This window comes from Mesorhizobium sp. GW821-FHT07A06 (assembly GCF_059419085.1).
The window spans coordinates 320642-346156 of sequence record NZ_JBWKRC010000005.1 but is presented as its reverse complement, the minus strand read 5'-3'; the positions used below and the strand labels follow the sequence as shown (position 1 = coordinate 346156).

The 25515-nt window shown below is 64.5% G+C and carries 23 protein-coding genes and 1 riboswitch; of the genes, 12 read left to right on the top strand and 11 right to left on the bottom strand.

What is annotated here, in order from left to right:
• Positions 1 to 39: 39 nt before the first annotated feature.
• Together phaR and AC07SZ_RS18765 are read right to left on the bottom strand one after the other, a co-directional pair.
• The gene (phaR, locus tag AC07SZ_RS18770; RefSeq protein WP_056575541.1) at positions 40 to 651 is read right to left on the bottom strand and encodes a polyhydroxyalkanoate synthesis repressor PhaR; all 612 of its coding nucleotides are present in this window, start codon (positions 649 to 651) and stop codon (positions 40 to 42) included.
• An 81-nt stretch (positions 652 to 732) separates the two neighbouring features.
• The gene (locus AC07SZ_RS18765) at positions 733 to 861 is read right to left on the bottom strand and encodes a hypothetical protein (protein ID WP_494915383.1); all 129 of its coding nucleotides are present in this window, start codon (positions 859 to 861) and stop codon (positions 733 to 735) included.
• A gap of 86 nt (positions 862 to 947) precedes the next feature.
• Here AC07SZ_RS18765 and AC07SZ_RS18760 point away from each other — a divergent pair, with 86 nt between their 5' ends.
• The 6 genes from AC07SZ_RS18760 (at position 948) to AC07SZ_RS18735 (ending at position 8956) form a co-directional block, all read left to right on the top strand.
• Positions 948 to 2126 (top strand): acetyl-CoA C-acetyltransferase, encoded by a 1179-nt coding sequence (locus AC07SZ_RS18760; RefSeq protein WP_140777086.1) that lies wholly within the window; start codon positions 948 to 950, stop codon positions 2124 to 2126.
• 89 nt (positions 2127 to 2215) lie between these two features.
• On the top strand, positions 2216 to 2941 hold the full coding sequence (gene phbB / locus AC07SZ_RS18755) for an acetoacetyl-CoA reductase (protein WP_056575534.1): 726 nt from the start codon (positions 2216 to 2218) through the stop codon (positions 2939 to 2941).
• A 709-nt stretch (positions 2942 to 3650) separates the two neighbouring features.
• Positions 3651 to 7013 (top strand): helicase-related protein, encoded by a 3363-nt coding sequence (locus AC07SZ_RS18750; protein ID WP_494915382.1) that lies wholly within the window; start codon positions 3651 to 3653, stop codon positions 7011 to 7013.
• Between the two features lie 15 nt (positions 7014 to 7028).
• Positions 7029 to 7415, top strand: coding sequence for an RNA-binding S4 domain-containing protein (locus tag AC07SZ_RS18745; RefSeq protein WP_056575528.1), 387 nt, complete (start codon positions 7029 to 7031; stop codon positions 7413 to 7415).
• A gap of 249 nt (positions 7416 to 7664) precedes the next feature.
• The gene (fdxA, locus tag AC07SZ_RS18740) at positions 7665 to 8003 is read left to right on the top strand and encodes a ferredoxin FdxA (RefSeq protein WP_008873823.1); all 339 of its coding nucleotides are present in this window, start codon (positions 7665 to 7667) and stop codon (positions 8001 to 8003) included.
• Positions 8004 to 8374: 371 nt separating this feature from the next.
• Entirely contained in the window at positions 8375 to 8956 is a 582-nt protein-coding gene (locus AC07SZ_RS18735) for a CarD family transcriptional regulator (RefSeq protein WP_010911999.1), read from the top strand.
• Positions 8957 to 9042: 86 nt separating this feature from the next.
• Here AC07SZ_RS18735 and AC07SZ_RS18730 read toward each other — a convergent pair whose 3' ends face one another.
• From AC07SZ_RS18730 to AC07SZ_RS18720, 3 genes are all read right to left on the bottom strand, one after another.
• On the bottom strand, positions 9043 to 9810 hold the full coding sequence (locus AC07SZ_RS18730) for an amino acid ABC transporter ATP-binding protein (protein WP_056575525.1): 768 nt from the start codon (positions 9808 to 9810) through the stop codon (positions 9043 to 9045).
• Positions 9807 to 10487, bottom strand: a complete 681-nt coding sequence (locus tag AC07SZ_RS18725) for an amino acid ABC transporter permease (protein WP_056575523.1) — start codon at positions 10485 to 10487, stop codon at positions 9807 to 9809. The genes AC07SZ_RS18730 and AC07SZ_RS18725 overlap by 4 nt, the downstream gene beginning before the upstream one ends.
• Positions 10488 to 10625: 138 nt before the next feature.
• Positions 10626 to 11399, bottom strand: a complete 774-nt coding sequence (locus AC07SZ_RS18720; protein ID WP_056575520.1) for an amino acid ABC transporter substrate-binding protein — start codon at positions 11397 to 11399, stop codon at positions 10626 to 10628.
• A 320-nt stretch (positions 11400 to 11719) separates the two neighbouring features.
• Here AC07SZ_RS18720 and AC07SZ_RS18715 point away from each other — a divergent pair, with 320 nt between their 5' ends.
• Positions 11720 to 12583, top strand: coding sequence for an RNA polymerase factor sigma-32 (locus tag AC07SZ_RS18715; RefSeq protein ID WP_494915381.1), 864 nt, complete (start codon positions 11720 to 11722; stop codon positions 12581 to 12583).
• A 15-nt stretch (positions 12584 to 12598) separates the two neighbouring features.
• Here the strand turns inward: AC07SZ_RS18715 and AC07SZ_RS18710 are convergent, their stop codons facing one another.
• From AC07SZ_RS18710 to thiB, 4 genes are all read right to left on the bottom strand, one after another.
• Positions 12599 to 14068, bottom strand: a complete 1470-nt coding sequence (locus AC07SZ_RS18710; RefSeq protein ID WP_056575515.1) for a M48 family metalloprotease — start codon at positions 14066 to 14068, stop codon at positions 12599 to 12601.
• A gap of 259 nt (positions 14069 to 14327) precedes the next feature.
• The gene (gene thiQ, locus AC07SZ_RS18705) at positions 14328 to 15104 is read right to left on the bottom strand and encodes a thiamine ABC transporter ATP-binding protein (protein WP_494915380.1); all 777 of its coding nucleotides are present in this window, start codon (positions 15102 to 15104) and stop codon (positions 14328 to 14330) included.
• Positions 15097 to 16692: a thiamine/thiamine pyrophosphate ABC transporter permease gene (thiP, locus tag AC07SZ_RS18700; protein ID WP_494915551.1), complete on the bottom strand. Its 1596-nt coding sequence runs from the start codon at positions 16690 to 16692 to the stop codon at positions 15097 to 15099. Before thiP ends, thiQ begins: the two co-directional genes overlap by 8 nt.
• Positions 16693 to 16870: 178 nt before the next feature.
• Positions 16871 to 17869 carry a thiamine ABC transporter substrate binding subunit gene (gene thiB / locus AC07SZ_RS18695; protein WP_494915379.1) on the bottom strand — a complete coding sequence of 333 codons (999 nt, stop codon included), beginning with the start codon at positions 17867 to 17869 and terminating at the stop codon, positions 16871 to 16873.
• 43 nt (positions 17870 to 17912) lie between these two features.
• Positions 17913 to 18028, bottom strand: a riboswitch (TPP riboswitch).
• An 87-nt stretch (positions 18029 to 18115) separates the two neighbouring features.
• Between thiB and AC07SZ_RS18690 the strand changes: the two genes are divergently transcribed.
• From AC07SZ_RS18690 to AC07SZ_RS18675, 4 genes are all read left to right on the top strand, one after another.
• A complete protein-coding gene (locus AC07SZ_RS18690) occupies positions 18116 to 18775 on the top strand; it encodes a thiamine diphosphokinase (protein WP_494915378.1) in 660 nt (219 codons plus the stop codon).
• Between the two features lies 1 nt (position 18776).
• On the top strand, positions 18777 to 20597 hold the full coding sequence (locus tag AC07SZ_RS18685) for an ABC-F family ATP-binding cassette domain-containing protein (protein WP_056575503.1): 1821 nt from the start codon (positions 18777 to 18779) through the stop codon (positions 20595 to 20597).
• A 160-nt stretch (positions 20598 to 20757) separates the two neighbouring features.
• Entirely contained in the window at positions 20758 to 21000 is a 243-nt protein-coding gene (locus tag AC07SZ_RS18680) for a type II toxin-antitoxin system CcdA family antitoxin (RefSeq protein WP_056576468.1), read from the top strand.
• A complete protein-coding gene (locus AC07SZ_RS18675) occupies positions 21000 to 21299 on the top strand; it encodes a CcdB family protein (RefSeq protein ID WP_494915377.1) in 300 nt (99 codons plus the stop codon). Before AC07SZ_RS18680 ends, AC07SZ_RS18675 begins: the two co-directional genes overlap by 1 nt.
• Before the next feature lie 26 nt (positions 21300 to 21325).
• On the opposite strand, the gene AC07SZ_RS18670 is transcribed toward AC07SZ_RS18675, so the two are convergent.
• Together AC07SZ_RS18670 and AC07SZ_RS18665 are read right to left on the bottom strand one after the other, a co-directional pair.
• Entirely contained in the window at positions 21326 to 23017 is a 1692-nt protein-coding gene (locus AC07SZ_RS18670) for a hypothetical protein (protein WP_494915376.1), read from the bottom strand.
• A 75-nt stretch (positions 23018 to 23092) separates the two neighbouring features.
• Positions 23093 to 24391 carry an adenylosuccinate synthase gene (locus AC07SZ_RS18665; protein WP_056575495.1) on the bottom strand — a complete coding sequence of 433 codons (1299 nt, stop codon included), beginning with the start codon at positions 24389 to 24391 and terminating at the stop codon, positions 23093 to 23095.
• A gap of 213 nt (positions 24392 to 24604) precedes the next feature.
• Between AC07SZ_RS18665 and AC07SZ_RS18660 the strand changes: the two genes are divergently transcribed.
• Complete coding sequence (locus AC07SZ_RS18660) at positions 24605 to 25513, top strand: DMT family transporter (protein ID WP_494915375.1); 909 nt, start codon at positions 24605 to 24607, stop codon at positions 25511 to 25513.
• Positions 25514 to 25515: the final 2 nt, after the last annotated feature.

Genomic DNA, 25515 nt, shown 5'->3' with positions numbered 1-25515 from the left:
GGCACGGCCGGGTTGGGCTGCGCCCGACCCGCTGCCGGCTTACGACATCGTATCGAGCTTGCGCTGCATGGCCGCGATCTGGTCCTTCAGCTGCTGTAGATCGTCGGACTTCTCGGCCGGCGCGTCCTTCCTGGCCGGCTCGGCGGGGGCCGCGGCCGGTGCCGAGCCCGCCGGCGGAAAAGGCGTGAACAGCCGCATCGCGTTCTGGAACATCTCCATGTTGCGGCGCGTCTGTTCTTCCAGCGCCTTGATCGGCGTCGCCATCTTCATCACGTCCAGCGGCGACTTGCCGATCGCCCCCTTCATCTGCTCGCGAAAGCGCTCCTGCTCCTTGGAGAAGGCGATCATCGACTGTTCGAGGAAGCTCGGCACGATCATCTGCATCTGGTCGCCGTAGAAGGCGATCAGCTGGCGCAGGAACGGGATCGGCAGCATGTTCTGCCCGTCCTTGTTCTCCAACTCGAAGATGATCTGGGTCAGCACCGGATGCGTGATGTCGTCGCCGGTCTTGGCGTCCTGGACGGTGAACTCCTCGCCCTTCTTGACCATCTCGGCCAGATCCTCGAGCGTCACATAGGTGCTCGTCCCCGTATTATAGAGGCGGCGATTGGCATATTTCTTGATAATGATCGGGTCGTCTTTTGCGGCCATCTGCATCCTCCCCGGACACCGGCGCGCCTGAGTAAGCGGCCGGTAACGATTGCGCCCTTTTTGAGGATATGCGCAAAAGCCTCATAATTCCAAGCAGTTTGTGCAGTGCGGGATCATATAATGCTGCATAGCAGGCAAAATATGCTGCGCAGCAGCGGCCAGCCCGAAGGCATGGCGGAGCGTGACCTGCTTGGCGCGCATGGGCGCCATGCCGATTTCCGGTTTGACTTGGGGTTGGGAAAGGGCAAGAAAAGTCCTCAACGACAGAACAACATCCTTGAAGTCTGGAGAAGAAAATGTCCGATTCCATCGTCATCGCCAGCGCCGCGCGCACGGCCGTCGGCTCCTTCAACGGCGCGTTCGCCGCCACGCCGGCGCATGAGCTCGGCGCCGTCGTCATCAGGGAACTTTTGTCACGCGCCGGGGTCGAAGCGGCGGAGGTCGACGAGGTCATCCTCGGCCAGGTGCTGACCGCGGCCCAGGGCCAGAACCCGGCCCGCCAGGCCTCGATCATTGCCGGCCTGCCCAAGGAGACCACCGCCTGGGGCCTCAACCAGGTTTGCGGTTCGGGCCTGCGCGCCATTGCACTCGGCATGCAGCAGATAGCCACTGGTGACGCAAAGGTGATCATCGCCGGCGGCCAGGAATCGATGTCGCTGTCGCCGCACGCGCAGCATCTGCGCGCCGGCGTTAAGATGGGCGACTACAAGATGATCGACACCATGATCAAGGACGGGCTGTGGGATGCCTTCAACGGCTATCACATGGGCAACACCGCCGAGAACGTCGCCCGCCAGTTCCAGATCACCCGTGACGACCAGGACCAGTTCGCGCTGGCCTCGCAGAACAAGGCCGAGGCGGCGCAGAAGGCGGGCAAGTTCAAGGACGAGATCGTCGCCTTCACCATCAAGGGCAAGAAGGGCGACACGATTGTCGACCAGGACGAATACATCCGCCATGGCGCGACGCTGGACGCCATGACCAAGCTGAAGCCGGCCTTCGACAAGGACGGCACCGTGACCGCCGCCAACGCCTCCGGCATCAATGATGGTGCCGCCGGCGCGCTGCTGATGAGTGAAGCGGAAGCCGCACGGCGTGGCATCACCCCGCTGGCGCGCATCGCCTCCTGGGCGACCGCCGGAGTCGATCCGGCGATCATGGGCACCGGCCCCATTCCCGCCTCGCGCAAGGCTTTGGAAAAGGCCGGCTGGTCGGTTGGCGATCTCGACCTTGTCGAGGCCAACGAGGCTTTCGCCGCGCAGGCCTGTGCCGTCAACAAGGACATGGGCTGGGATCCCTCGATCGTCAACGTCAATGGCGGCGCCATCGCCATCGGCCACCCGATCGGCGCCTCGGGCGCCCGCATCTTCAATACCCTGGTCTACGAGATGCGCCGTCGCGGCGCCAAGAAGGGGCTGGCCACCCTGTGCATCGGCGGCGGCATGGGCGTCGCCCTGTGTGTGGAAGCCCTCTGAAAAATACTGAACGGGCGGCGCAAGCCGCCCCTTTCATATCCAGTGCCTGCCAAGCCCGACAACAGGGCGATATCAAAAAGGGGAAATGCATGACCAAGGTTGCAATCGTCACGGGCGGATCGCGCGGCATCGGCGCGGCGATCTCGATCGCCTTGAAGAACGCCGGCTATTCGGTCGCGGCCAACTATGCCGGCAACGACGAGGCGGCGGCGAAATTCAAGGCCGAGACCGGCATTCCGGTCTACAAATGGTCGGTCGCCGACTATGACGCTTGCGCCGCCGGCATCAGCCAAGTCGAGGCCGATCTCGGCCCGGTCTCGGTGCTGGTCAACAATGCCGGCATCACCCGCGATGCCATGTTCCACAAATTGACCCGTGAGCAGTGGAAAGAGGTCATCGACACCAATCTTTCCGGCGTCTTCAACATGACGCACCCGCTGTGGGGCGGCATGCGCGACCGCAAGTTCGGTCGCGTCATCACCATCTCCTCGATCAATGGCCAGAAGGGCCAGGCCGGCCAGGTCAACTATTCCGCCGCCAAGGCCGGCGACATCGGCTTCACCAAGGCCCTCGCCCAGGAGGGCGCCCGCGCCGGCATCACCGTCAACGTCATCTGCCCCGGCTACATCGCCACGGAGATGGTCAAGGCAATCGATGAGAAGGTGCTCAACGAGCGCATCCTGCCGCAGATCCCGGTCGGCCGCCTCGGCGAGCCGGAAGAGATCGCGCGCTGCGTCGTCTTCCTCGCTTCCGAGGATGCCGGCTTCATTACCGGCTCGACCCTCACCGCCAATGGCGGCCAATACTTCGCCTGAGACGTCCGACGGCTTCATACCGTAGCGAACGGACCGGGAAACCGGTCCGTTTCCTTTGATGCCTTGGAAGCGAAAAAGCCCCGCCGCAGCGCAATGCCTGAATCCCGCACGCAGGGGCTAATGCGGCAGCGCCGCCTGTGCGGAACCCTGTGGCCAAGCCTGTGGATTGTCGGTGGAAAAGCTGTTCACAACACAAGTTATTGGAGAACAAAAAGGGAAAACGCCGCCGGCGCTGATTTGTAGCCGATTCGTTCCGGCTTTGAGCGCAAGTTAACGTTAACTGGCCGGAATCGCCCACAGTTCCTTAACACCAAATTCAGAAAGATTAACAATTTCATAATCTTGAGTGATGGATATCGTGCCGCCGCCGTCGTTTCTCGGCAAAGCTTAATAGCTGAGGTCGCTTAGCATAAAACGGGCCAGTTCAGGGATTCAGCATGTGGTGAGAGTCACGCTCACGAAATCCACATATAGCCGTGAACAAAAGCTGAATCTGGTCGAGTCACTGATTCGTCGCCGATTCGTTCCAGACTCGTTCCATCAGTTAAGCGATAGCCAATTTAGCGCTGTGCAAAGAGGCCTTCGAGCCGCCCACGGAACATTCCGCTTTCGCTTCGCGCACGAAATCCCTATGTGTCGCCTGTCATACGCGCCAGTTTGAAGGCACGCTCCCGACAATGAGAGGCCAGAAAGCCTTATTTCCGAGCCGATGAACATCCAGCCGAAACATACCGAGCCGCTGATCCTGTCGGGCCGCGACGTGACCGCCGTGCTTGGGCCGACCAACACCGGCAAGACCCACCTCGCCATTGAGCGCATGGTGGCGCATGAAACCGGTGTCATCGGGCTGCCGCTCAGATTGCTGGCGCGGGAAGTCTACACGCGCGTCTGCGAAAAGGTCGGCGCCCATAAAGTCGCTCTGATCACTGGCGAGGAGAAGATCCAGCCGCCAGGCGCCAGATATTCGGTCTGCACGGTCGAGGCCATGCCGCGCGAGACCGACGCCGCCTTCGTCGCCATCGACGAGGTGCAGCTCGCCGGCGACCTCGAGCGCGGCCACATCTTCACCGACCGCATCCTGCATCTTCGCGGCCGCCAGGAAACGCTCCTGCTCGGTGCCGCCACCATGCACGGCATCCTGCAGCGCCTGTTGAAGGGCGTCTCCGTGGTGACGCGGCCAAGGCTTTCGCATCTCGCCTATGCGGGCTCGAAGAAGCTGACGCGCCTGCCGCGCCGCACCGCGATCGTCGCCTTCTCCGCCGACGAGGTCTATGCCATCGCCGAGCTGATCCGACGCCAGCAAGGTGGCGCCGCCGTCGTGCTCGGCGCGCTCTCGCCGCGCACCCGCAACGCCCAGGTGGCATTGTTCCAATCAGGCGATGTCGACTATCTCGTCGCCACCGATGCCATCGGCATGGGCCTCAACCTCGATCTTGACCATGTCGCCTTCGCCCAGAACCGCAAGTTCGACGGCTACCAGTACCGCAACCTGACGGCGGCCGAGCTCGGCCAGATCGCCGGCCGCGCCGGACGCCATCTGCGCGACGGCACTTTCGGCGTCACCGGCCAGGTCGATCCGCTCGACGAGGAACTGGTCAAGAAGATCGAAAGCCATGACTTCGATCCGGTGAAGGTGCTGCAGTGGCGCACCGCGCATTTCGACTTCGCCAGCCTGGACGCGCTGAAGCGCTCGATCGAGACCAACGCTCCGGTGGAGGGTCTGACGCGCGCTCTGCCGGCGGTCGACGCGCAGGCGCTCGAATATCTTTCCCGCGACGAGGATATCCGCGCGCTGGCGACCGACGCCAAACGCGTGGCGCTCCTGTGGGAAGCCTGCGCGCTGCCCGACTACCGCAAGATCGCCCCGGCGCAGCATGCCGACCTCATCGCGTCGATCTATATGGACCTCGCCAAGCGAGGCCATGTCGACGAGAATTACATGGCCGAGCAAGTGCGCCGCGCCGACACCACCGAGGGCGACATCGACACGCTGTCGCACCGGATTGCCCAGATCCGCACCTGGACATTCGTGTCGAACCGGCCCGGCTGGCTGGCCGATCAGGCACACTGGCAGGAAAAGACGCGCGAAATCGAAGACAGATTGTCGGATGCGCTGCATGAGCGGTTGACGAAACGCTTCGTAGACCGCAGGACTTCCGTCCTCATGCGGCGCCTTAGAGAAAATACCATGCCTGAAGCCGAAATAAGCCCTACCGGAACCGTCCTTGTCGAAGGCCATCATGTCGGCGAGTTGCAAGGGTTCCGCTTCACCGCCGACCAGACCGCCGGCGGCGAAGACGCCAAGGCCGTGCGCACCGCCGCGCAAAAGGCGCTGGCCGCCGAGTTCGAGGCGCGCGCCGACCGTTTTGGCGCCTGCGCCAATGGCGACCTGGCACTTGGCTCGGACGGCACGCTGCGCTGGATCGGCGCGCCGATCGGCACGCTGGTCTCCGGCGAAGACGCGCTGAAGCCGCGCCTCGTGCTGCTGGCCGACGAACAGCTGACCGGCCCGGCGCGCGACAAGGTCGCCGCGCGCGCCGAACGTTTCGTCAATTTCCAGATCGAGTCGCTGCTGAAGCCGCTGGTCGACCTGAAGAACGCCGACCAGATTTCCGGCATCGGCCGTGGTATCGCCTTCCAGCTGGTCGAGAATTTCGGCCTCATCAACCGCCGCGACATTGCCGAGGAGATGAAGTCGCTCGACCAGGAGGGTCGCGCGGCGCTTCGCCGGCTTGGCGTGCGCTTCGGCGCCTATCATGTCTTCGTCCCGGCGCTGATCAAGCCGGCACCCGCCGGACTGGTGACCTTGCTGTGGGCGCTGAAGAATGACGGCAAGGACAAGCCCGGCTTTGGCGACGTGGTCCATGCGCTGGCGTCCGGCCGCACTTCGGTGGTCATCGATCCGGCCTTCGACAAGGCCTTCTACAAGCTCGCCGGCTACCGCAATCTCGGCCGCCGCGCCGTGCGCATCGACATTCTGGAGCGGCTGGCCGACCTGATCCGTCCGGCGACCAACTGGAAGCCTGGCCTCGGCCAGCGTCCGGACGGCGCCTATGACGGCCAGTCCTTCATGGTGACGCCGCCGATGATGTCGATCCTCGGCGCAACCGCCGACGACATGGAAGAGATCCTCAAGGGCCTGGGCTATCGCGCCGAGCCGAAGCCGGCGGCGGAGGTCAAGGCGCGGTTGGAAGCGCAGGACACTGCCGCACGGGAAGCCGCAGCAGCCTGGCTTGCGGCGGAAGAAGCCACACGCGCCGAGCAGGCCAGGGCTGCGCAGGCTGCCGCGACAGATGCTGCGGCGGAGGCAGCGATCGAGGGTTCGGAACCGGCTGCTGTCGAAGCTCCGGCCGAGGTCATCGCGGAAGCCGCAGCAGAACCTGTCGCGGAAGAGCCAACCGAAGCTTCGGCCGAAGTCGCGGAAGAGCCCGCAACTGAGGCTGTCGCCGAAGCAACTGCTGAACCTGCTGCCGAGCCAGAGGCGGAAGCTGAATCCGTCGAAGCCACAGTGGAGCCAGTTCCCGAAGCTGCACCCGCGACGGAAGCGGTTTCGGACGTGCCTACCGAAGCGCCCCCCGGCGAGCCCGCTCCAGAAGCTGAAGCGCCCAAGCCGATCCTGTTGTGGCGCCAGGGCCGTTTCGAGCAGCGCCCCCGCCATCACGAAGGCCGCAACAATCGCCAGCGCAACGGACAAGCGCGCGGCCGAAACAATGCACCGGCCGACTCCGGCGGCGCACCGGCCACGGCTGCTCCCGGAGAGCGCCCCGCCCATGAAGGGCGGCGTGACGGCGCCGGCAAGCCGCGCTTCGACCGGTCGAAGTTCAAGCCCAAGCCACCGGGTGAAGGTGAACAGCGCCGTGACGGTCGGCCCCAGGGCGATCGTCCCGAACGCCGCGAAGGCCGCCCCGACTGGAAGGGTGGCCGGCCCGAGGGCAAGGGTGGCCCCGATCGCGGCAAGGGCGGCGCCAAGCCGGCCTTCCAGCCGAAGCCGCGCGAGGAACGCCCGGTGCGCTTCGATCCAGACTCGCCCTTCGCCAAGCTCGCCGCCTTGCGCGACCAGCTGAAGAAGTAGGCTCGGTAGGGTTCGATGGTTGCCGAAGGCCGCCAGCGCATCGACAAATGGCTGTTCTTCTCGCGCGCGGTGAAATCGCGTTCGCTGGCGGCGAAGCTCGTCGTCGCCGGGCGCGTGCGCATCAATCGCGACAAAGCAGCGCAGGCCTCTGATCTGGTCAAGCCGGGCGACGTGCTGACCATCACGCTGGACCGGCGCATTTTCGTCTGGAAGGTGATCGGCGCCGGCGTCCGGCGCGGCCCGGCGGAGGAAGCCCGCACCCTCTATGAGGACATGTCGCCGCCACCCGCACCGAAGGGTGAGGCCCTTCCCGATGCGATTCCGGCGCTGCGCGAGGCCGGCAGCGGCCGCCCCACCAAGAAAGAACGCCGGCAGACCGACCGCTTGCTTGGCGAAGAATGATCCCGTCGCTCAACACCGCATAACGACTTCACGTCAATGACGCGGCTTGGGGCAAAGCCGAACCCCGCAAACAAGACCCTCCCGAGGACATGACAGGCTTCCGCCGTACCCGATGTCTGGAATTCCATTCCGGAAACGACGATGCCGCCGCGCATGGCCGCCCTTGCAAGCGACGGACAAAGGCGTTACCTCACGGAAAAAGCCCAACAAAACTGGCCCATTAAAGCTGGGGCGTCCCGGAGCCGACCGATGACCTATGTCGTGACCGACAATTGCATCAAATGCAAATACATGGACTGCATCGAGGTCTGTCCGGTCGACTGTTTCTACGAAGGCGAGAACATGCTCGTCATTCATCCCGACGAGTGCATCGACTGCGGCGTCTGCGAGCCCGAATGTCCAGCCGACGCGATCAAGCCGGACACCGAGCCAGGCCTCGACAAATGGCTGCAGATCAACACCGAATATGCCGAGAAATGGCCCAACATCACCGCCAAGAAGGAGCCTCCGGCAGACGCCAAGACCTTCGACGGCGAGGCCGGCAAGTTCGAGAAATACTTCTCGGCCGAGCCCGGTGAAGGCGATTGACAATGCGGCCGTAAAGGCCGGTATTACGCAGCGTAAGAGACATGTCACATAAACCGCCTTGACAGGCGGCGCGAACCTGTGGCCTGCGCGAACGCAGCAAAACCTTGATTCTTCCGACTTTTTGTGTTACATCAGCGAAACATGCCGGTGACACAACGTCGATTTATGGCGCAGACGCCCCAAATCACTGAAAGGTGAAAAATCCCATTCCGGACCAGAGCGATCTGGGCCAGGCGGTCGCAATCCATGCGGTTTGCCGGTCCCAGCCTTTCCGGTGGGTTCACCTGTTGTGCGGCTAACGATCGGTTTCCCCGGTCGCACGAGTTCGGGCCGGCAGGACGCCGGTACCACAACAAGGAGTTCAGGGCGTAATGGCAACGATCACCCCGCAGAAGAAGTCCACCGGAGCGCGTCACGGTTTCAAGACTGGTGAGTACATCGTCTACCCGGCGCACGGCGTCGGCCAAATCGTGTCGATCGACGAGCAGGAAGTGGCGGGTCACAAGCTGGAACTGTTCGTCATCGACTTCCAGAAGGACAAGATGCGCCTGAAGGTGCCGGTCGCCAAGGCGACCTCCATCGGCATGCGCAAGCTGTCGGAGGAAGATTATGTCGAGCGCGCGCTCAAGGTCGTTCAGGGCCGCGCCCGCGTCAAGCGCACCATGTGGTCGCGCCGCGCCCAGGAATATGATGCCAAGATCAATTCGGGTGACCTGATCTCGATCTCGGAAGTCGTGCGCGACCTCTACCGCGCCGACAACCAGCCGGAGCAGTCCTATTCCGAACGCCAGCTCTATGAGGCCGCGCTCGACCGCATGGCCCGCGAGATCGCGGCCGTCAACCGCATGTCGGAAACCGAAGCCGTGCGCCTGATCGAGGTGAACCTCAACAAGGGCCCTAAGCGCGGCGCCAAGGCTGACAATGAGGAAGCCGAGCAGGAAGAAGCTGCCTGAGGCTCTTTGGCCTTCGAATTCGAAAAACCCGGCCTCGCGCCGGGTTTTTTGTTTTGACTTGCACTCGCCACAAGGGGGTAGAGAGTTCAGCCGCCGCCTTCCCTCTCCGCCTCCTGCTTCAGCGTCGCGATGAACCGCTTCGTCCGTTCTCGCTCCGGGTTGCCGAACAGCACCGTGGACGGCCCCTTCTCGACGATGACGCCGGCGTCGAGGAACACCGCCTCCTGGGCGATCTTGGAGGCAAGCCGCAGGTCATGCGTGGCCATCACCATGGTCGTGCCTTCGCTGGCGAGCTTGCCAAGCACATCGACCACCTCCTGCGCCAATTCAGGATCAAGCGCCGAAGTCGGCTCATCGCACAGCAGCACCTTCGGTGATGGCGCCAGAGCGCGGGCAATCGCCACGCGCTGCTGCTGGCCGCCCGACAGCGTCGCCGGCCAGGCGTCGGCCTTGTGCGCCATCCCGACCTTTTCCAGCAAGGCGAGCGCCCGCTCGCGGGCCTTCTCGGGCGACCATTTCAGCACCGTGACCAGGCCTTCCATGACGTTCTCGATCGCGGTGCGATGCGGGAACAACTGGAAATTCTGGAACACCATGCCGGTCTGCAGGCGCAACCGCCTGATGTCGCTCGCCGGCACCTTGATGCCCGGACGGAACTCGAGCGTCTCGTCGCCTATGCGCACCGTGCCCGAGGTCGGGATTTCCAGCAGGTTGATGCAGCGCAAGAGCGTGCTCTTGCCGCCGCCTGAAGGGCCGACCAGCGCGGTGACGCTGCCTTCCGCAATGGCGACTGTCACGCCCTTCAGCACCAGATTGTCGCCGAAGCGCTTTTCGATATTGGTGAGGCCGATCATGAGCGCGCCTCCAGGAAGCCGCCATAGCGGTTGAGCCGCTCCTCCAGCCGCGTCTGCAAGGCCGACAGCACCGAACTCATCGCCAGGTAGAGGATCGCCGCCTCGACATAGAGGATCAGCGGCTCATAGCTGGTGGCGACGATGCGCTGCGCCGCCTGGAACATCTCCGGCACGGTGATGGCGGCGGCCAGCGACGTGTCCTTGACCAGTGAGATGAAGGTGTTGGAAAGCGGCGGCACCGCGACCCGGCCGGCTTGCGGCAGGATGGTGCGCCGCATCGCCTGGCTCCAGGTCATGCCGATCGAATAGGCGGCTTCCCACTGGCCTTTCGGCACGGAGCCGATTGCCGCGCGGATGATCTCCGACGTGTAGGCGCCGATGTTGAGCGTAAAGCCGATCAACGCTGCCGTGAAGGCGTCGAGCAGGATGCCAAGCGACGGCAGGCCGTAGAAGATCAGGAACAGTTGCACCAGGAGCGGCGTGCCGCGGAAGATCCAGACATAGAAGCGCACGACCGCGACCAGCGGCCTTGGTCCGAACAGCCGGCCAAGTGCCGCGCCGAGGCCAACCGTCAGGCCGAGGACGAACGACAACAGCGTCAACGGCACGGTGAAGATGAGAGCGGCCCAGAGCAGCGAAGGCAGCGACTCCAGCATCAGTTGCAGCCAGTGCGGCACGAAAGACCCCCAGAATGATCGCGGCGGCGTTATCGGAATGCGAATGCAGGCGCCATATCACGACAAAAGCGGCGGGCCGTCAAAGACGGCTCGCCGCTGGGCATGTTGCAGGGCCGAAAAACCGGCCCCGATAATCAACTACTTCGAAACGTCCTGGCCGAAATAAGTGTCGGCGATCTTCTTATAGGTGCCGTCGGCCTTGATATCGGCCAGTGCCTTGTTGATGGCCGCGACCAGCTCGGGATCGCCCTTGCGCACGATAACGCCGGAATAATCGGCGTTTTCTTCCTGCGCGGCGATCTTCACATTGGCGTCGGGCTTGTGTTTCTTGAAGTCGAGGAACGACAGGCTGTCATTGATGGTGGCGTCGGCACGGCCGGTCAGCAGAAGCTGGATCGACTGGTCGAAGCCGTCGGTGCCGACGAGCTCGGCGCCGTTGGCCTCGGCCAGCTTGCCGAAATTCGAGGTCAGCGACTGCGCCGACTTCTTGCCCTTGAGGTCGGCGAAAGTCTTGATGTCATTGTTGTCGCCGCGCACGATCAGCACCGCCTTGGAAGCGATGTAGGGATCGGAGAAATCATACTTGGCCTTGCGTGCGTCGGTGATGCCGACCTCGTTGATGACGGCGTCATAGCGGCTGACGTCGAGACCGGCGATCAGCCCATCCCACTTGCCTTCAAGGAACTCGACCTTGACACCCAGCTTGTCGGCGATCGCCTTGGCGATCTCGACGTCGAAGCCGACCAGCGCGCCCGAAGCGTCATGATAGGTGAAGGGTGCGTATGTGCCTTCCGTGCCGACCTTGATGACGCCGGCCTGCTTGATCTGATCGAGATTGGCGCCCGCATGGCCTGAAGTGACCGCCAAGGCCTGCAGCGTTCCGGCGACGATAAGCGACTTGAGCCATTTCATCTTTTTGTGATCCCGTCCTTGGCCTGAAATCCGGCCTGTTGTGAGGGCTGGAAAATGACAGATGCCGACAGAAAGAATAAGGAATCAGATTTCAAAAACAAATAATTTCCGAAACGTAATTCTCAAAAAGGGATTGTTAGCAGCGTCCGAGGCGTCCGGGCGACGGTTTGAAATCGCCTGAACAGCGTCACTCGCCCGCCCGCGCCAGCGGAACCTTTCTCGCGCATGGCAGTTTTGGCTGTTCTAGGGCGCGACGCGGCGATTTCAACCGGTGCCCTGCCAAGTTCGCAAGTCGTATCGCCTGAACCAGGGAGCGCCTCATGATGGAAGACACGGCAGGACGGATCATGGTCCGCGCGGCGATGAAGGCTCCCTATCTCGAACGGGATGAGGAGCATCGGCTGGCCCTGCTCTGGAAGGAAGACAACGACCAGAACGCGTTGCACTGCATCACCGTCGCCCATATGCGGCTGGTCATTTCCATGGCCTCGAAATTCCGCCATTACGGCCTGCCGCTCGGCGACCTGATCCAGGAAGGCCATGTCGGCCTGCTCGAGGCCGCCGCCCGCTTCGAGCCGGAACGCGAAGTGCGGTTTTCGACCTATGCGACGTGGTGGATCCGCGCCTCGATGCAGGATTACATCCTGCGCAACTGGTCGATTGTGCGCGGCGGCACCAGTTCGGCGCAAAAGGCGCTGTTCTTCAACCTGCGGCGCCTGCGCGCCCGGCTGGCGAACGGTGCGGAGCCGCTCTCCAACACAACGCTCTACCGCGAAGTTTCGGTTGCGCTTGGCGTTTCCGAGGCTGATGTGGCGATGATGGACTCGCGGCTGTCGGCACCCGACTCCTCGCTCAATGTGCCGCTTGCCGACGATTCAGGCGGCACCGAGCGCATGGACTTCCTGGTCTCGGACGATCCCCTGCCCGACGAGATCGTCGGCGACAAGATCGATGTCGCGCGCCGCTCGCTCTGGCTGCGAGAGGCGCTTCGTGCGCTTAACGCGCGCGAACTGAGGATCATCGAGGAGCGCCGGCTGAACGACGAAGGCGCCACACTCGAGGCGCTTGGCGAGACGCTTGGCATTTCCAAGGAACGCGTCCGCCAGATCGAGGCGCGCGCCATGGAAAAGCTCAAGGTCGCGCTGGTGAAGCAGAATCCGGAATTTCTGGCGACAGCCGCCTGATCCCGCGCGACCGGCTTATTTGTCGGTGACGATCTTGACCTTGTCGCCGGCCGAAACCGCGGCCCCCGGCGACAGCGCATTGAGCACCCGGAACAGGTCGAGCTTGCGGTCGACGCCGACCATCTGCGCGGCGAGCGTGCCCATGGTCTGGCCCGGCTGCACGGTGAGCACGCGGATATGCAGCGGTTTCAAGGCCGCCTTCTCAGCGGCGCTCAGGATACGGAACGAGCCGCTGACCGAGCGCGCGACCGTGTCCAGCGAAGTGCTGGCAGAGGGAGCCGCGGTCAGGAGCCGGTAGACCTGACCGCCGGCGCGGATCACCGCTATGTCGAACTGCCAGCCTTCTGCGCCGGCATGCGCGGTCGCCGCCTCGTTGCCGTTGATGGTTTCCTGCTTGACCGTGCTGTCGTCGAGGCCAGCCACCCAGCCGCTTCTGATATAGTCGGTCAAGGCGCGGTTCTTGTCGATCGAAACGCCGTCGAAGCGGATCGCGATGTCGCCCGGCCCGGTCGCCGTCACCGCCGCCGCCGAATTGTCGATGATGAAACCGTCCGGCACCGTGAACGACACGCCGAGCCCCGGATGCAGGAAGGTCTCGCCGCGCACATAGCCTTCCTCCGGTGTATCGCCGTAGAGCAGGCCATCTATGCCGGCGAGGAAGGAATCGCGGTCGCGCGTGCCGACCCCGGGTGCGCCGAACTGGCGGGCATGGCGCTGCGCCAGGTCGATGCGCTGCGGCGTGTTTGGATGCGTGGCCAGGAAGTCGAGGCTGGCATCGGTGGCACCGCTGATCGACCGGAAATCGGTATAGGCCGACATCGACTGCAGGAAGCGGCCGGCGGCATAGGGATCGTAGCCGGCTTCGCCGATCGACTTGATGCCGATGGCGTCGGCCTCCAGCTCCTGGTTGCGCGAGAACTGCGCCAGCCTGAGCTTGCCGCGGATCAGTGCCGCCTTGGCGGTCGGGCTGTCACCCAGCACGTCAGAGACCACCTTGGTCGCCAGGCCTTCCTCGGCCTCGAGCTGCTGGCGCTGCAGACCGTGGTTGGCGGTGACGTGACCCATCTCATGCGCGATGACGGCGGCGAGTTCGGACGAATCATTGGCCAGCGCCAGCAGCCCGCGCGTGATGTAGAGATAGCCGCCCGGCAGCGCGAAGGCGTTGACGTTGGGCGAGTTGAGGATGGTGATGCGGTAGGTCTGGGTCGGGTTCGCCGACACGACGGTCAGGTTGCCGACCACCTTGGCGACCATGCGCTCGAGCTTGGGATCGGAATACTCGCCGCCATAGGTGGCCAGGATGCGCGGATGCTGCGCCTTGGCGAGTTCGGCGAGTTTGTTGTTGGCGGCGACATTGTCGACCGTGATCGGCTTGTCGGACGGCTGGAAGCCGGATTCCTGGACCTCCGGAGGCGTGAACATCTGGCAGCTTGCAAGCGCCACGGCAAAGCCGGCCAGCGCCAGAAAGCGCGCCAGTGGATTCATTCGCAGCTTGTCAACGCCGATCGCCAGAACGGCTTCCTTTCAGGTCCTGGCGCATGACCACGAAAATCGGGGGCGATCTTCGGAACCTGTCATGCGCAAAAAACAAACTTCTACAGCATCCGTCACGCGTCCCTCGAGACGTGCGGCGGATGCTGTAGGCAAATCACGGCTTGTGCCGGACCAGTAGGGCGGACCTAGCCACACTACTTCTGCCATGGCAAGCAAGCGCCCCATCGCCTGAGGCCGGTTTGACCGTAAATTATGTCCGCTTCCGGGCAATATCTCGTGATACGGCATTCCCGGCACTCGCACCGATATAGCGCCGGAACGCATCGGGACCAGCCCCGGCAAAGAAATCGCCCGCGCTGCCGGTCGCCGCCACAAAACCATTGTCCAGAAACACCACATTCTGGCCGATGCGGCGGGCGTCCTCCGGCTGGTGCGTGACGAACAGCACCGTCATGCCACGTTCCGCATGCACGCCGGCGACCAGATCGAGCATGTCGTCACGCAAGGCTGGCCCGAGCGAAGCGAAGGGCTCGTCGAGCAGAAGCACCGGGCGATCACGCACCAGCACGCGCGCCAGGGCGACGCGCTGGCGCTCGCCGCCGGAGAGCTCGCGCGGCAAGCGTTTTTCCTTGCCGCCAAGGCCTGTGCGCGCCAGCGCCCCGGCGATATCAGCGCGGTCCGCCTCCGTCAGCCGCAGCGATGGCGAGCGGCCGAGCCCGACATTCTGCTCGACGGACAGATGGGCGAAAAGGTTGTTTTCCTGGAACACCATCGACACTGGCCGTTCAGCCGGTGGCGCGGCGCCGGCGTCGGTCCCGCCGATCAGCACGCGGCCGGACAACGGCGTCTCGAACCCGGCTATGAGGTTGAGCAGCGTCGACTTGCCCGAACCGCTCGGCCCCATGATGGCGGTGATTTCCGCCGCGGCGAACGTGACATCGAAGGCGAGCGGAGCCTCGCCATAGCTGAACGAAACCTTGTCCAGCCGCACCGGAACGCCCTTCCTGTCCATTGCCCCGTCAGACATTGCCGACCTTTTCCCTGCCGAGCCAATCCGCGGCCAGCACCAATGCGAGACAGACGAAGCCAAGCAACAACGCCAGGCCGGCGGCGTCCTCGGTGCGGTAGCTGCCCATGCGCGCCAGGAGAAGGTAGGGCAAGGTCTGCACGGAATCACTGCCGAACAGCGCGATCACGCCGAGATCGCCGAGCGAAAGCGCCATGGCGAAAGCAAAAGCGGTGGCGAGCGGACGCCGCAGTGATGGCCAGTCGACCAGCCGCAATCTCGCCCAGCCGGCAATGCCGAGCTGCGCGCAGAGCCGTTCGTGACGCTCGCTCGCCGCGTCATAGGCGGGACGGACGGCCCGCAGCGCGAACGGCATCGCCATGACAGCATTGACGGTGACAACCATCACCGGGGCCACGGCGAAGACATCGCCGGCATGGCGCAGCAACAGGAACCAGCCGGCGCCGATGACGATGGGCGGCACGACCAGGACGAAACCCGCGCCGGTGTCGGTTGCGTGCTCAAGCAATGTCCTTGGCCCGGCACGGCGGCCCAGCGCCAGCGCTCGCCGCGCCATGGTGAGCGCCAGCGACAGCATCACCGAGAGCAGCGCCGACAGGAAGGCGAGCACCGCGCTGGTCAGCGTCGCTTGCCGGACGGCGGCCTCGCCGGCGAGCCGGTCGAGATCGGCGCCCAAACCGGCGGCCACGGTCGCGGCCATCGGTCCGACAACGAACAGCAGGGCCAAAACGATGAGCGCGGCGTTCAGCGACGCCTCGGTTCCGTTGACGGAGAGATAGCGGCGCGGCGCGACCGGCAGGTTGGTGTCGCCGACGACGTTGGCGCCAAGCCGCGTCAGCGCCAGCACCACGACAAAGGTCAGGGCGATCTGCAGCAATGTCAGGGCGACCGCGCGCGCGGGATCGAAATCGAAGCGCAGCGCCTGATAGATCCCGACCTCCAGCGTCGTCGCGGCAGGCCCGCCGCCGAGCGTCAAAACGATGGTGAAAGACGTGATGCAGAGCATGAAGACCAGCCCGGCGACGCCAGGCAGAGCGGCACGCAGCGTCGGCCATTCAATCAACCGGAACGCCGGCCGCGCGCCCATGCCGAGCTGGCTCGCCAGCCGCCACTGGTCGGCGGGAATGGTCTGCAGCGCCTCGAGCAGCAGTCGCACGCTAAGCGGTAGGTTGAAGAAGACATGGGCGACGAGAATGCCGGACAGGCCGTAAATGCCAGGCCAGCCCCCGCCGCCAATCGCGCTGAACAGCCCGGCGAAGTAGCCGGCGCGACCGTAGAGCGCCAGGATGCCGAGCGCCGCGACAATCGCCGGCAGCGCCAGCGGCACGGCAAAGAGCTGCAGGATGAAGGCGCGGCCAAGGAAGCGCGGATGCCGCGACAGGGCGCGTGCGACGAAGAGTGCCGGGATGACCGAAAGCAGCGTCGAAAGGATTGCCTGCCAGAGCGTGAAGCGCACGACGCGAAGGAGATAGGGATCGAAGGCCGCCCACGCGCCCGAGAAGTCATGAGCGCCTTCGACGAGCAAGCCGGCAAACGCGCCACCGATCAGCAGCGTGATCGCGGCGAGCGCGATGATGCCGGCGGTGATGCGGGAGTCAGATGCGCGCCTTCCACCCTCCCCCTTGTGGGGAGGGTCGGAGCGCGGATGCCGCGAAGCGGTGTCCGCGAGCCTGGGTGGGGGTGAGGCAGTGCTCAGTGTCGCAGCCCCCACCCCGCTCCGCTGCGCGGATCGACCCTCCTCACAAGGGGGAGGGTGAAGAGCGCGTTCATTTGCTCATCACCGCCAGCCATTCATCGACCCAGGGCTTGCGGTTGGCCGCGACCTCCTCCGGGCTGAACAGCAAGGTCTTGGTCGGCTTGACAAGCCTGTCGAAGGCCGGGTTGAGCGGCTTGTCGGTCTTGCCGGCCGGGAACATCCAGTTGGTCTCGGGGATCGCGTCCTGGAATTTCGGTCCGGTCATGAAGGCGATGAACTTTGCCGCCAGCGGGTTCCTGGCCCCGGTCGTGGTGATGCCGGCGACTTCGATCTGCAGGTATTCGCCCTCTTCAAAGGAAGCCGCCTGGTAGCGCTGCGTATTCTCGGCGACCATGTGGTAGGCCGGCGACGTCGTGTAGGACAGGACCATCGGCGCCTCGCCCTTGGTGAACAGGCCATAGGCCTCGCTCCAGCCGGGCGTCACGGTCAGCACCTTGGCCTTGAGCTTGGCCCAGGCCTCCGGCGCCTTGTCGCCATAGACGGACTTCACCCACAACAACAGGCCGAGGCCCGGCGTCGAGGTGCGCGGATCCTGGATGACGATCTTGTCGTCGGCACTGCCTTCGACCAGGTCCTTCAGGCTCTTGGGCGGGCTCTTCAGCTTCTCGGTATCGTAGACGACGGCGAAATACCCGTAGTCGAACGGAACGAAAGTATCGTCGCTCCAGCCGCCCGGCACATTGACGTCGCTTACCGCGCCATGCGGCGCGAACAACCCGCTAGCCTTGGCATCGGCGGTGAGATTGGTGTCGAGGCCAAGCACGATATCGGCCTTGGTCGACGCCCCTTCGAGCTTGACGCGGTTGAGCAGCGCCACGCCATCGGCGACCGAGACGAACTCGACGTCGCAGCCGCATTCGGCCTCGAACTCCTTCTTAACCACGGGACCTGGACCCCAGTCGGCGGTAAAGCTTTCATAGGTGTAGACGGTGAGCTTGTCCTTGGCCAAGGCCGACCCCGACAACGCAACGACCATGGCTGAGACAAGAGAGTATAAAAGCGTGCGCATCGGCGCCTCCTTCGTTCGCGTGACAAGGAATTGAGGCGTCGGACTGTCCGAAACGTCTAATCCCTCCGCCGGTACAAACCGGATCAGGTTCAGCGGGTTGGCGAGACTGCCTCTCAGCCGGTCCGCGAAAGATCGCGTCCGGCACCCCGTTAGAGCGTTTCGACACATAGGCCCGGCCGAGGAACCGCGCAAGTGGGAGTTTGCCGCCTTCCGTTTCCGCCGCCGGGCTGGTACAGGCCACCGGATATGAGCACATTCACCATCCTGCTTGGCGGCGATCTCATCCGCACGCCCCGGCTCGACCGCCAGGTCGAGGGCTCGCGCGTCATCGCCGCCGACGCCGGCATCGGCCACGCCAGGCTGCTCGGCCTTGTGCCGGAACTGTGGGTAGGTGATTTCGATTCGGTGCCGGCCGACCTGCCCGCCGACCTCGCCGCAGTGCCTCGCCAGACCTTCCCGGCGGAAAAAGACAAGACCGATGGCGAACTGGCGATCACGGCGGCCCTTGAGCGCGGCGCGACCCGCCTTGTGCTGGCGGGCGCGTTCGGCGGCAGGCGCGCCGACCATGCCTTCCTGCATCTGGCGCTCGCCCTGCGCCTGGCCGAGGCCGGAACGGAGGTGCTGCTGACCAGCGGCGCCCAGGAAGGCGTGCCCCTTCTGTTGGGAAAGGCCGGCTTCGACTATGCCGACGGCACGCTGTTTTCGATCCTGGGTTTTTCCGCACTTGCCGGCCTGAGCGTCACCGGTGCCAAATGGCCGCTGAACCAGGTCGAGGTGGCCTTCGGCTCATCACTGACCATCTCCAACGAGGTCAAGTTCGACAAGACCGGGGGCCGCCTCGACATCGCGCTCGGCCATGGCCGCGCGCTGCTGCTCGCCCATCCCTATCCTTTGCCCGAAAGCTGACATGGCTCCGCCTCTTCTCAATCTCGACGGGATAAAACTGACCTTCGGCGGCACGCCACTGCTCGACGGCGCCGCCTTGACCGCTTCCGCCGGCGACAAGATCGCGCTGGTCGGCCGCAATGGCTCCGGCAAGTCGACGCTGCTCAAGATCGCCGCCGGCCTTATCGAGCCGCAGGACGGCGAAGTCTTCCGCCAACCCTCGGCGACGGTCCGCTATCTGCCGCAGATGCCCGACATGGAAGGTTTCGCCACCGTGCGCGCCTATGTCGAGGCGGGCCTCGGGCCCGCCGACGATCCCTACCGCGCCTCCTATCTGATGGAGCATCTTGGATTGTCGGGCGAAGAGCGGCCGGGCGATCTCTCAGGCGGCGAGGCCAGGCGCGCAGCCCTCGCCCGCGTCATGGCGCCGGAACCCGACATTCTGCTGCTTGATGAGCCGACCAACCACCTTGACCTGTCCGTCATCGAATGGCTCGAAGAAGAGCTCGTCCGCACCTCTTCGGCGCTCATCGTCATCTCGCACGACCGCCGCTTCCTCGAACGCGTGTCACGCGCCACCGTCTGGCTCGACCGTGGCCAAACCCGCAGGCTGGACAAGGGTTTTGGCCATTTCGAGGAATGGCGCGATCTCATCCTGGAAGAGGAAGAGCGCGAGCAGCACAAGCTTGGCCGCCAGATCGTGCGCGAGGAGCACTGGCTGCGCTATGGCGTCACGGCGCGGCGCAAGCGCAACATGCGCCGCCTCGGCGAGTTGCAGACCATGCGCCAGCGCTTCCGCGGCCATCGCGGCGCCGAAGGCAACGCCACCATGGTGGCGAGCGATGCCGCCGAATCCGGCAAGCTGGTGATCGAAGCAAAAAACATCGAGAAGAGCTTCGGCGATCTCACCGTGGTCAAGGGGTTCTCGACCCGCATCCAGCGCGGCGACCGTGTCGGCCTCGTCGGGCCGAACGGCGCCGGCAAGACCACGTTGCTGAAGATGCTGACCGGCGAATTGCCGCCGGACGCCGGCTCGGTGCGCCTCGGCACCAATCTGGAAATCGCCACGCTCGACCAGAAGCGCGAGGCGGTCGACCCACAGGAGACGCTGGCGCAATACCTCACCGACGGGCGCGGCGAAAACCTCGTCATCAATGGCGAGCAGCGCCATGTCGTCTCCTACATGAAGGATTTCCTGTTCAAGCCGGAGCAGGCGCGCACGCCGGTGCGCGAACTGTCCGGCGGCGAGCGGGCGCGGCTGATCCTGGCGCGCGTGCTCGCGCGGCCGGCAAACCTGCTGGTGCTCGATGAACCGACCAACGATCTCGACATGGAGACGCTGGAGCTGCTGCAGGAACTGGTCGCTGGTTTTGCCGGCACCGTCATCCTGGTCAGCCACGACCGAGATTTTCTCGACCGCACCGTGACCAGCGTCATCGCGCCGGACGGCGGCGGCCGCTGGGTCGAATATGCCGGGGGCTATTCCGACATGCTGGCGCAGCGCGGCGGCACCCGGCTCGATGACCGCAAGGCCCGCGCCAAGGCGGAAGCCGCCGATACGCCGGCGGCGGGCAAGAGCGAACCGGCAACCCCAAAAGGGCCCGCGAAAAAACTGTCGTTCAAGCAGAAATTCGCCCTGGAATCGCTGCCGAAGAAGATCGAGGCGGTGACCGCGTCGATCTCGCGGCTGGAGAACAACATCGCCGACCCGGCCTATTACGAGCGCGACCCGGCCTCGTTTCAGAAGACCATCGCCGCCCTCGACAAGGAACGCGCGACGCTGGCCGCGCTCGAGGAAGAGTGGCTGGAGCTGGAGATGCTACGGGAAGAGATGGAGGGGTGAGTAGCGTTCGGCCGTAGGCCGATCAATCGACAACGATTTGTCGATTGAAGCGACGAACGCCCAGAGCCATGGCGGAAACCGGGACCACCAGCCAGAGCCACTCCATTATTGCTCCCGTACAAGAATGCGCATACATTATGCGCATGTTGCGGAGGCCATTATGCGTAAGATTGCCTTGAATGCGATCCGTCAGCCTGCAAATCTGTCGATCGACTCGAACCTCATGAGGGAAGCCAAGGGGCTTGACGTGAATGTCTCACGCGCCGCGGAAGCTGGCATCGCGGAGGCTGTGGCTGCCGAAAAAACACGGCTTTGGAAGCTTGAGAACCGGGCCACAATGGATGCTTGGAACGACTACGTCGAAAAGAACGGCATTCCTTTGGAAGAGTACCGACAGTTCTGATGGCACGCTATGATGTCTTCGCTGGCCGCATCGAAGGCAACTATCTGCTCGACGTTCAAGCCGACCTGCTCGACAATTTCAAGACACGGTTAGTCATCCCGCTTCTTCCGATCGCAGCGGTGCCGCCGCCGATGCGAAAACTTCATCCGATCTTCGAGGTCAATGGCCGGAAGCTGGTCATGGCGACACACCTGATTGCCACCGTTCCGGCGAGCGAATTGGGTGAGAGCCGGCTGAACCTGACGAAGTATCACGACGACATCGTCGCCGCGCTCGACATGCTGTTCCAGGGCTTCTGAACAAAGGCGACCGTTACGCCGCTCTCTCAGCCCGCCGTCTTCGCCTGCCAGGCCTTGATCGCCTCGTCGAACACCTTTTCTCCGGGAATACCTTTTTCCATGGTCAGCAGCGCCCGCCGTCCGGTCTTGTAGACCACCGGCACGTCGATCCAGTCCTGGCCGCGCAACAGGGTCATGTTGGCGTCCTCGTCGGCCTTGGTGTCATTGAGCGCGACGAGGAAGAAGCCGTCGGCGATCTTGGCCGGGATGCCGATCAGCGGGCTGCCGGCATCCTGTTCGGAGCTTTTCATGGCGACGCGCAGGATGTTGTCGACACCGCCGCCTTCGAAACCGTCGGGCGTCAGGAAGATCATCTCGATGATATGGCTGGCCGGCAGCGTCTGGTCGGTGTTGCGGCGGATGGTCATGCGCAACTGGATGTCCTTGCCGGGGATGGTCGCCTCGGCACGGATCGCCGGCTCGGGCGGCAGGTCGCCACCCGGCGATTCCTGCACCAGCGACCAGACGATGCTGCCGGGCTCGGCCGACCCCTGTGCCGTGCTGGTGCGCTCCTCATAGAAGATCGCCTTCTGGCCGACCGGTACCGAGGCCTCCGTCGCCGGAGCGGCCGCCGGTGCCGCGGGCGTAGCGCCCGCCGGCGCGGGCGGCGGTGTGGCGGCGGCATCGGCCGGCGCCGCGGGTGCGGTTCCGTTGGCGGGCGGTGTCGCGGGCGCGGCACCCGGCGCGGGCGTGGTCGCGGCGGGCGCGGCCGCGGCGGGTGCAGCTGCGGCCGGCGCGCCGGTGACCGGTGGCGGAGCCGCCGGGGCGGTGGTCGCCGAAGGTGGCGTCGTCAGCGCGGCGACGGATTCACCCTCGCCTATGCCGCTCTGCCCGCCGGCCGGGCCGGGATCGGTTTCGCCGCCTTCAGGCGTCAGGCGCTGCGTGAATTTGGTTCCTTCGGCGCCGGCTGCCGGTGCCGGTGGCGTCGCCGCTGCGTCGCTAGCCGGCTTGGCCGGCGCCGGTTTCACCGGCTCGGTCTTGGCGACAACCTTGCCGCCGTCCAGGCCCAGCATCCTGCTGAAGGCGCCCTTGTTCAGCCAGATGCCATAGCCGCCGCCGGCAACGACCAGCAGGGCGACGACGGCGGCGATCAGCCCGCCATAGCTGCGCTTGCGTTCGGCTGGACGCAGGCGCTGGAAGGTATCGCCCGCCTCCGGCTCTTCGTCATTCGCGAAGACATCGGTCCGGTCATCGTCCTGGTCCGCATCCATGCCCGGCAAGGCATGGTCGGCAAGGTTTGGAGCCGCCGGTTGCACCGGCGTGGGCTTCTGCCAGCTCGGCTCGGCCTTGGCGGCGGGCGGTGGTGCCGGCCGGTAGGGTTCCGGCTTGGCGGCGGGCGGCGCTGGCGGCGCCGGCCATACCGGCTCCGCCTTCACCGGCTGGCGCGTGTGGCTCGGTTGGTTCTTGTTGCGGTCGATGGAGGAAAAGATGTGCTCCAGCTCGGCGAGCGGGTCTGTTTCCGGCACGCTCTTGGCATAGTCCCGCTCGACGACCGCGATAGCGTCTTCCAGCGAGCGCTTCTGCATGTTTATGGCTTCGGCGGCCGGCGGCGGCGAATAGTCCGCAAGCTTCTTGGCGAGCATGGTACGAACGCTGTCATAGATGCGCGTACGCTTCTCGGGCGTCTCGTCACCGTGCTTGTCGAGCGCCTTTTTCAGAATAGCAACGAAATCTGCCATGCTTCAGTCGACCTGTATTTTGCTTCCGCGCCGGCCCCCGCAAATCAGCCGCGATGCCCGGAAAGGCTTCAGAAACTAGTCTTGAAACGGATCGGTCACAAGTATCGTGTCATCCCGTTCCGGGCTGGTGGAGAGGAGTGCTACCGGCGCGCCGATCAACTCCTCGATGTAGCGGACATATTTGACCGCCTGTGCCGGCAGGTCGTTCCAGCTGCGCGCGCCTGCGGTGGTGCCTTTCCACCCCTCCAGCGTCTCGTAGACCGGCTCGACACGGGCCTGCGCGCCCTGGCTGGCCGGCAGGTAGTCGATCATCTCGCCATCGAGGCGATAGCCGGTGCAGACCTTGATTTCGTCCAGCCCGTCGAGCACGTCGAGCTTGGTCAGCGCGATGCCCTTGATGCCGTTGACGGCGACCGCCTGGCGCACCAGCACCGCGTCGAACCAGCCGCAGCGGCGCTTGCGCCCTGTGACGACGCCGAACTCATGACCGCGCGTGCCGAGGAATTCGCCAATCTCGTTCTTCTGTTCGGTCGGGAACGGACCTTCGCCAACGCGCGTCGTATAGGCCTTGGTGATGCCGAGCACATAGCCAATGGCGCCCGGACCGACACCGGAGCCGGCGGCGGCCTGCCCAGCCACCGTGTTGGACGAGGTGACAAAGGGATAAGTGCCGTGATCGATATCGAGCAGGGTGCCTTGCGCGCCCTCGAACAGAATGCGCTCGCCGGCGCGGCGCTTGTCGTCGAGAATTTTCCAGACGCGGTCCATATAGGGCAGGATCTCATCCGCGACCGACGTCAACTCCGCCATGATCGCGTCATGCGTGACTTCCGCGTGGCCAAGCCCACGGCGCAGCGCATTGTGATGCGTCAGCAACCTGTCGACCTTCAGGGGAAGCGTTTCCAAGTCCGCCAGATCCATCACCCGCACCGCGCGCCGACCCACCTTGTCCTCATAGGCCGGACCGATACCTCGGCGGGTCGTGCCAATCTTCGTTCCGGAATTTGAGGCGGCGTCCTCGCGGAATCCGTCCAACTCCCGGTGCACCGACAGGATAAGCGCCGTGTTTTCGGCTATTTTCAGGCGATCCGGCGCCACTTCGACGCCCTGCGCCTTGAGTTTCGCCACTTCGGCCACGAAAGCATGCGGGTCGAAGACCACGCCATTGCCGATGATGGACAGCTTGCCCTGCCGCACGACACCGGACGGCAACAGCGACAGCTTGTAGACCTTGCCGTCGACGACCAGCGTGTGGCCGGCATTGTGGCCACCCTGGAAACGCACCACCACATCGGCGCGCTCCGACAGCCAGTCGACGATCTTGCCCTTGCCTTCGTCACCCCACTGCGAGCCGACGACCACCACATTGGCCATGTTTCTTTTCCCTTGAGATGCCGCCGAGCGGCCTGGATATGGTTCGAAACGACAGGCCTCTATAGCGTCAAGACCTCGCGAGTGCGACCTCTCTTTGCCGCCTAAAATGCCCTGAGGCACAACAATTTTCGGCTTTGACATCATTTACTTGGGCTGGCGGGGGCAATAGGCCGGCAAACACCCCGGCACGCCCGCCGCGGCCGGAATTCCGCGATGCATCGAAGCGCCTACATATTCCTGCTGCTCACCACCTTGCTGTGGGGAGGCAATTCGGTGGCCGGGAAGCTGGCGGTCGATCACGTCTCGCCGATGACATTGGTCTTCCTGCGCTGGGTGCTGGCAGTCGCCATCCTGCTGCCGGTCGGCTGGCGCACGATCCGGCAGGATTGGCCGGTGGTGCGCCGGCACTGGTTGGTGCTGGCGGCACTTGGGGCCAGCGGCTTCACCCTGTTCAACACCATCTTCTATACGGCGCTCAACTACACGACTGCCATCAACGTCTCGATCGAGCAGGCGGCGATGCCGGTCCTGATCATCGTCGCCAACTTCATCTTCTTCCGCCTGCGTGTGAGTTGGGCGCAGATTGCCGGCGTCGTGCTGACCATCGCCGGCGTGATCCTGACCGCCTGCCACGGCGACCCGCGCCGGCTGCTGACGCTGGAGCTCAATTTCGGCGACGCCATCATGCTGGTCGCGGTCGTCCTCTACAGCGGCTATACGGTTGGCTTGCGGCTGAAGCCGGTGATGCACTGGCAGAGCCTGATGCTGTCCCTGGCAGTCGCCGCGCTCATCACCTCGCTGCCCTTCCTCCTGTGGGAGGTCGCCGCCGGCAAGGCCGTCGCGCCCGACGCGCGCGGCTGGACGGTGATCGTCTATACCGCGATCGGCGCTTCCGTCATCTCGCAGGTAACCTACATCAGGGGCAACGAGTTGATCGGCGCCAACCGCGCAGGCCTGTTCATCAACCTGGTGCCGATCTTCGGCACGCTGCTTTCGGTGCTGATCGTCGGCGAGACGTTCCAGCTCTATCAGGCACTGGCGCTGGTCCTCGTGCTGGGCGGCATCGCGCTTGCCGAATACAGCGGGCGAAAGGTGGCGATGCTGGACCGCCGATTTCGATAACG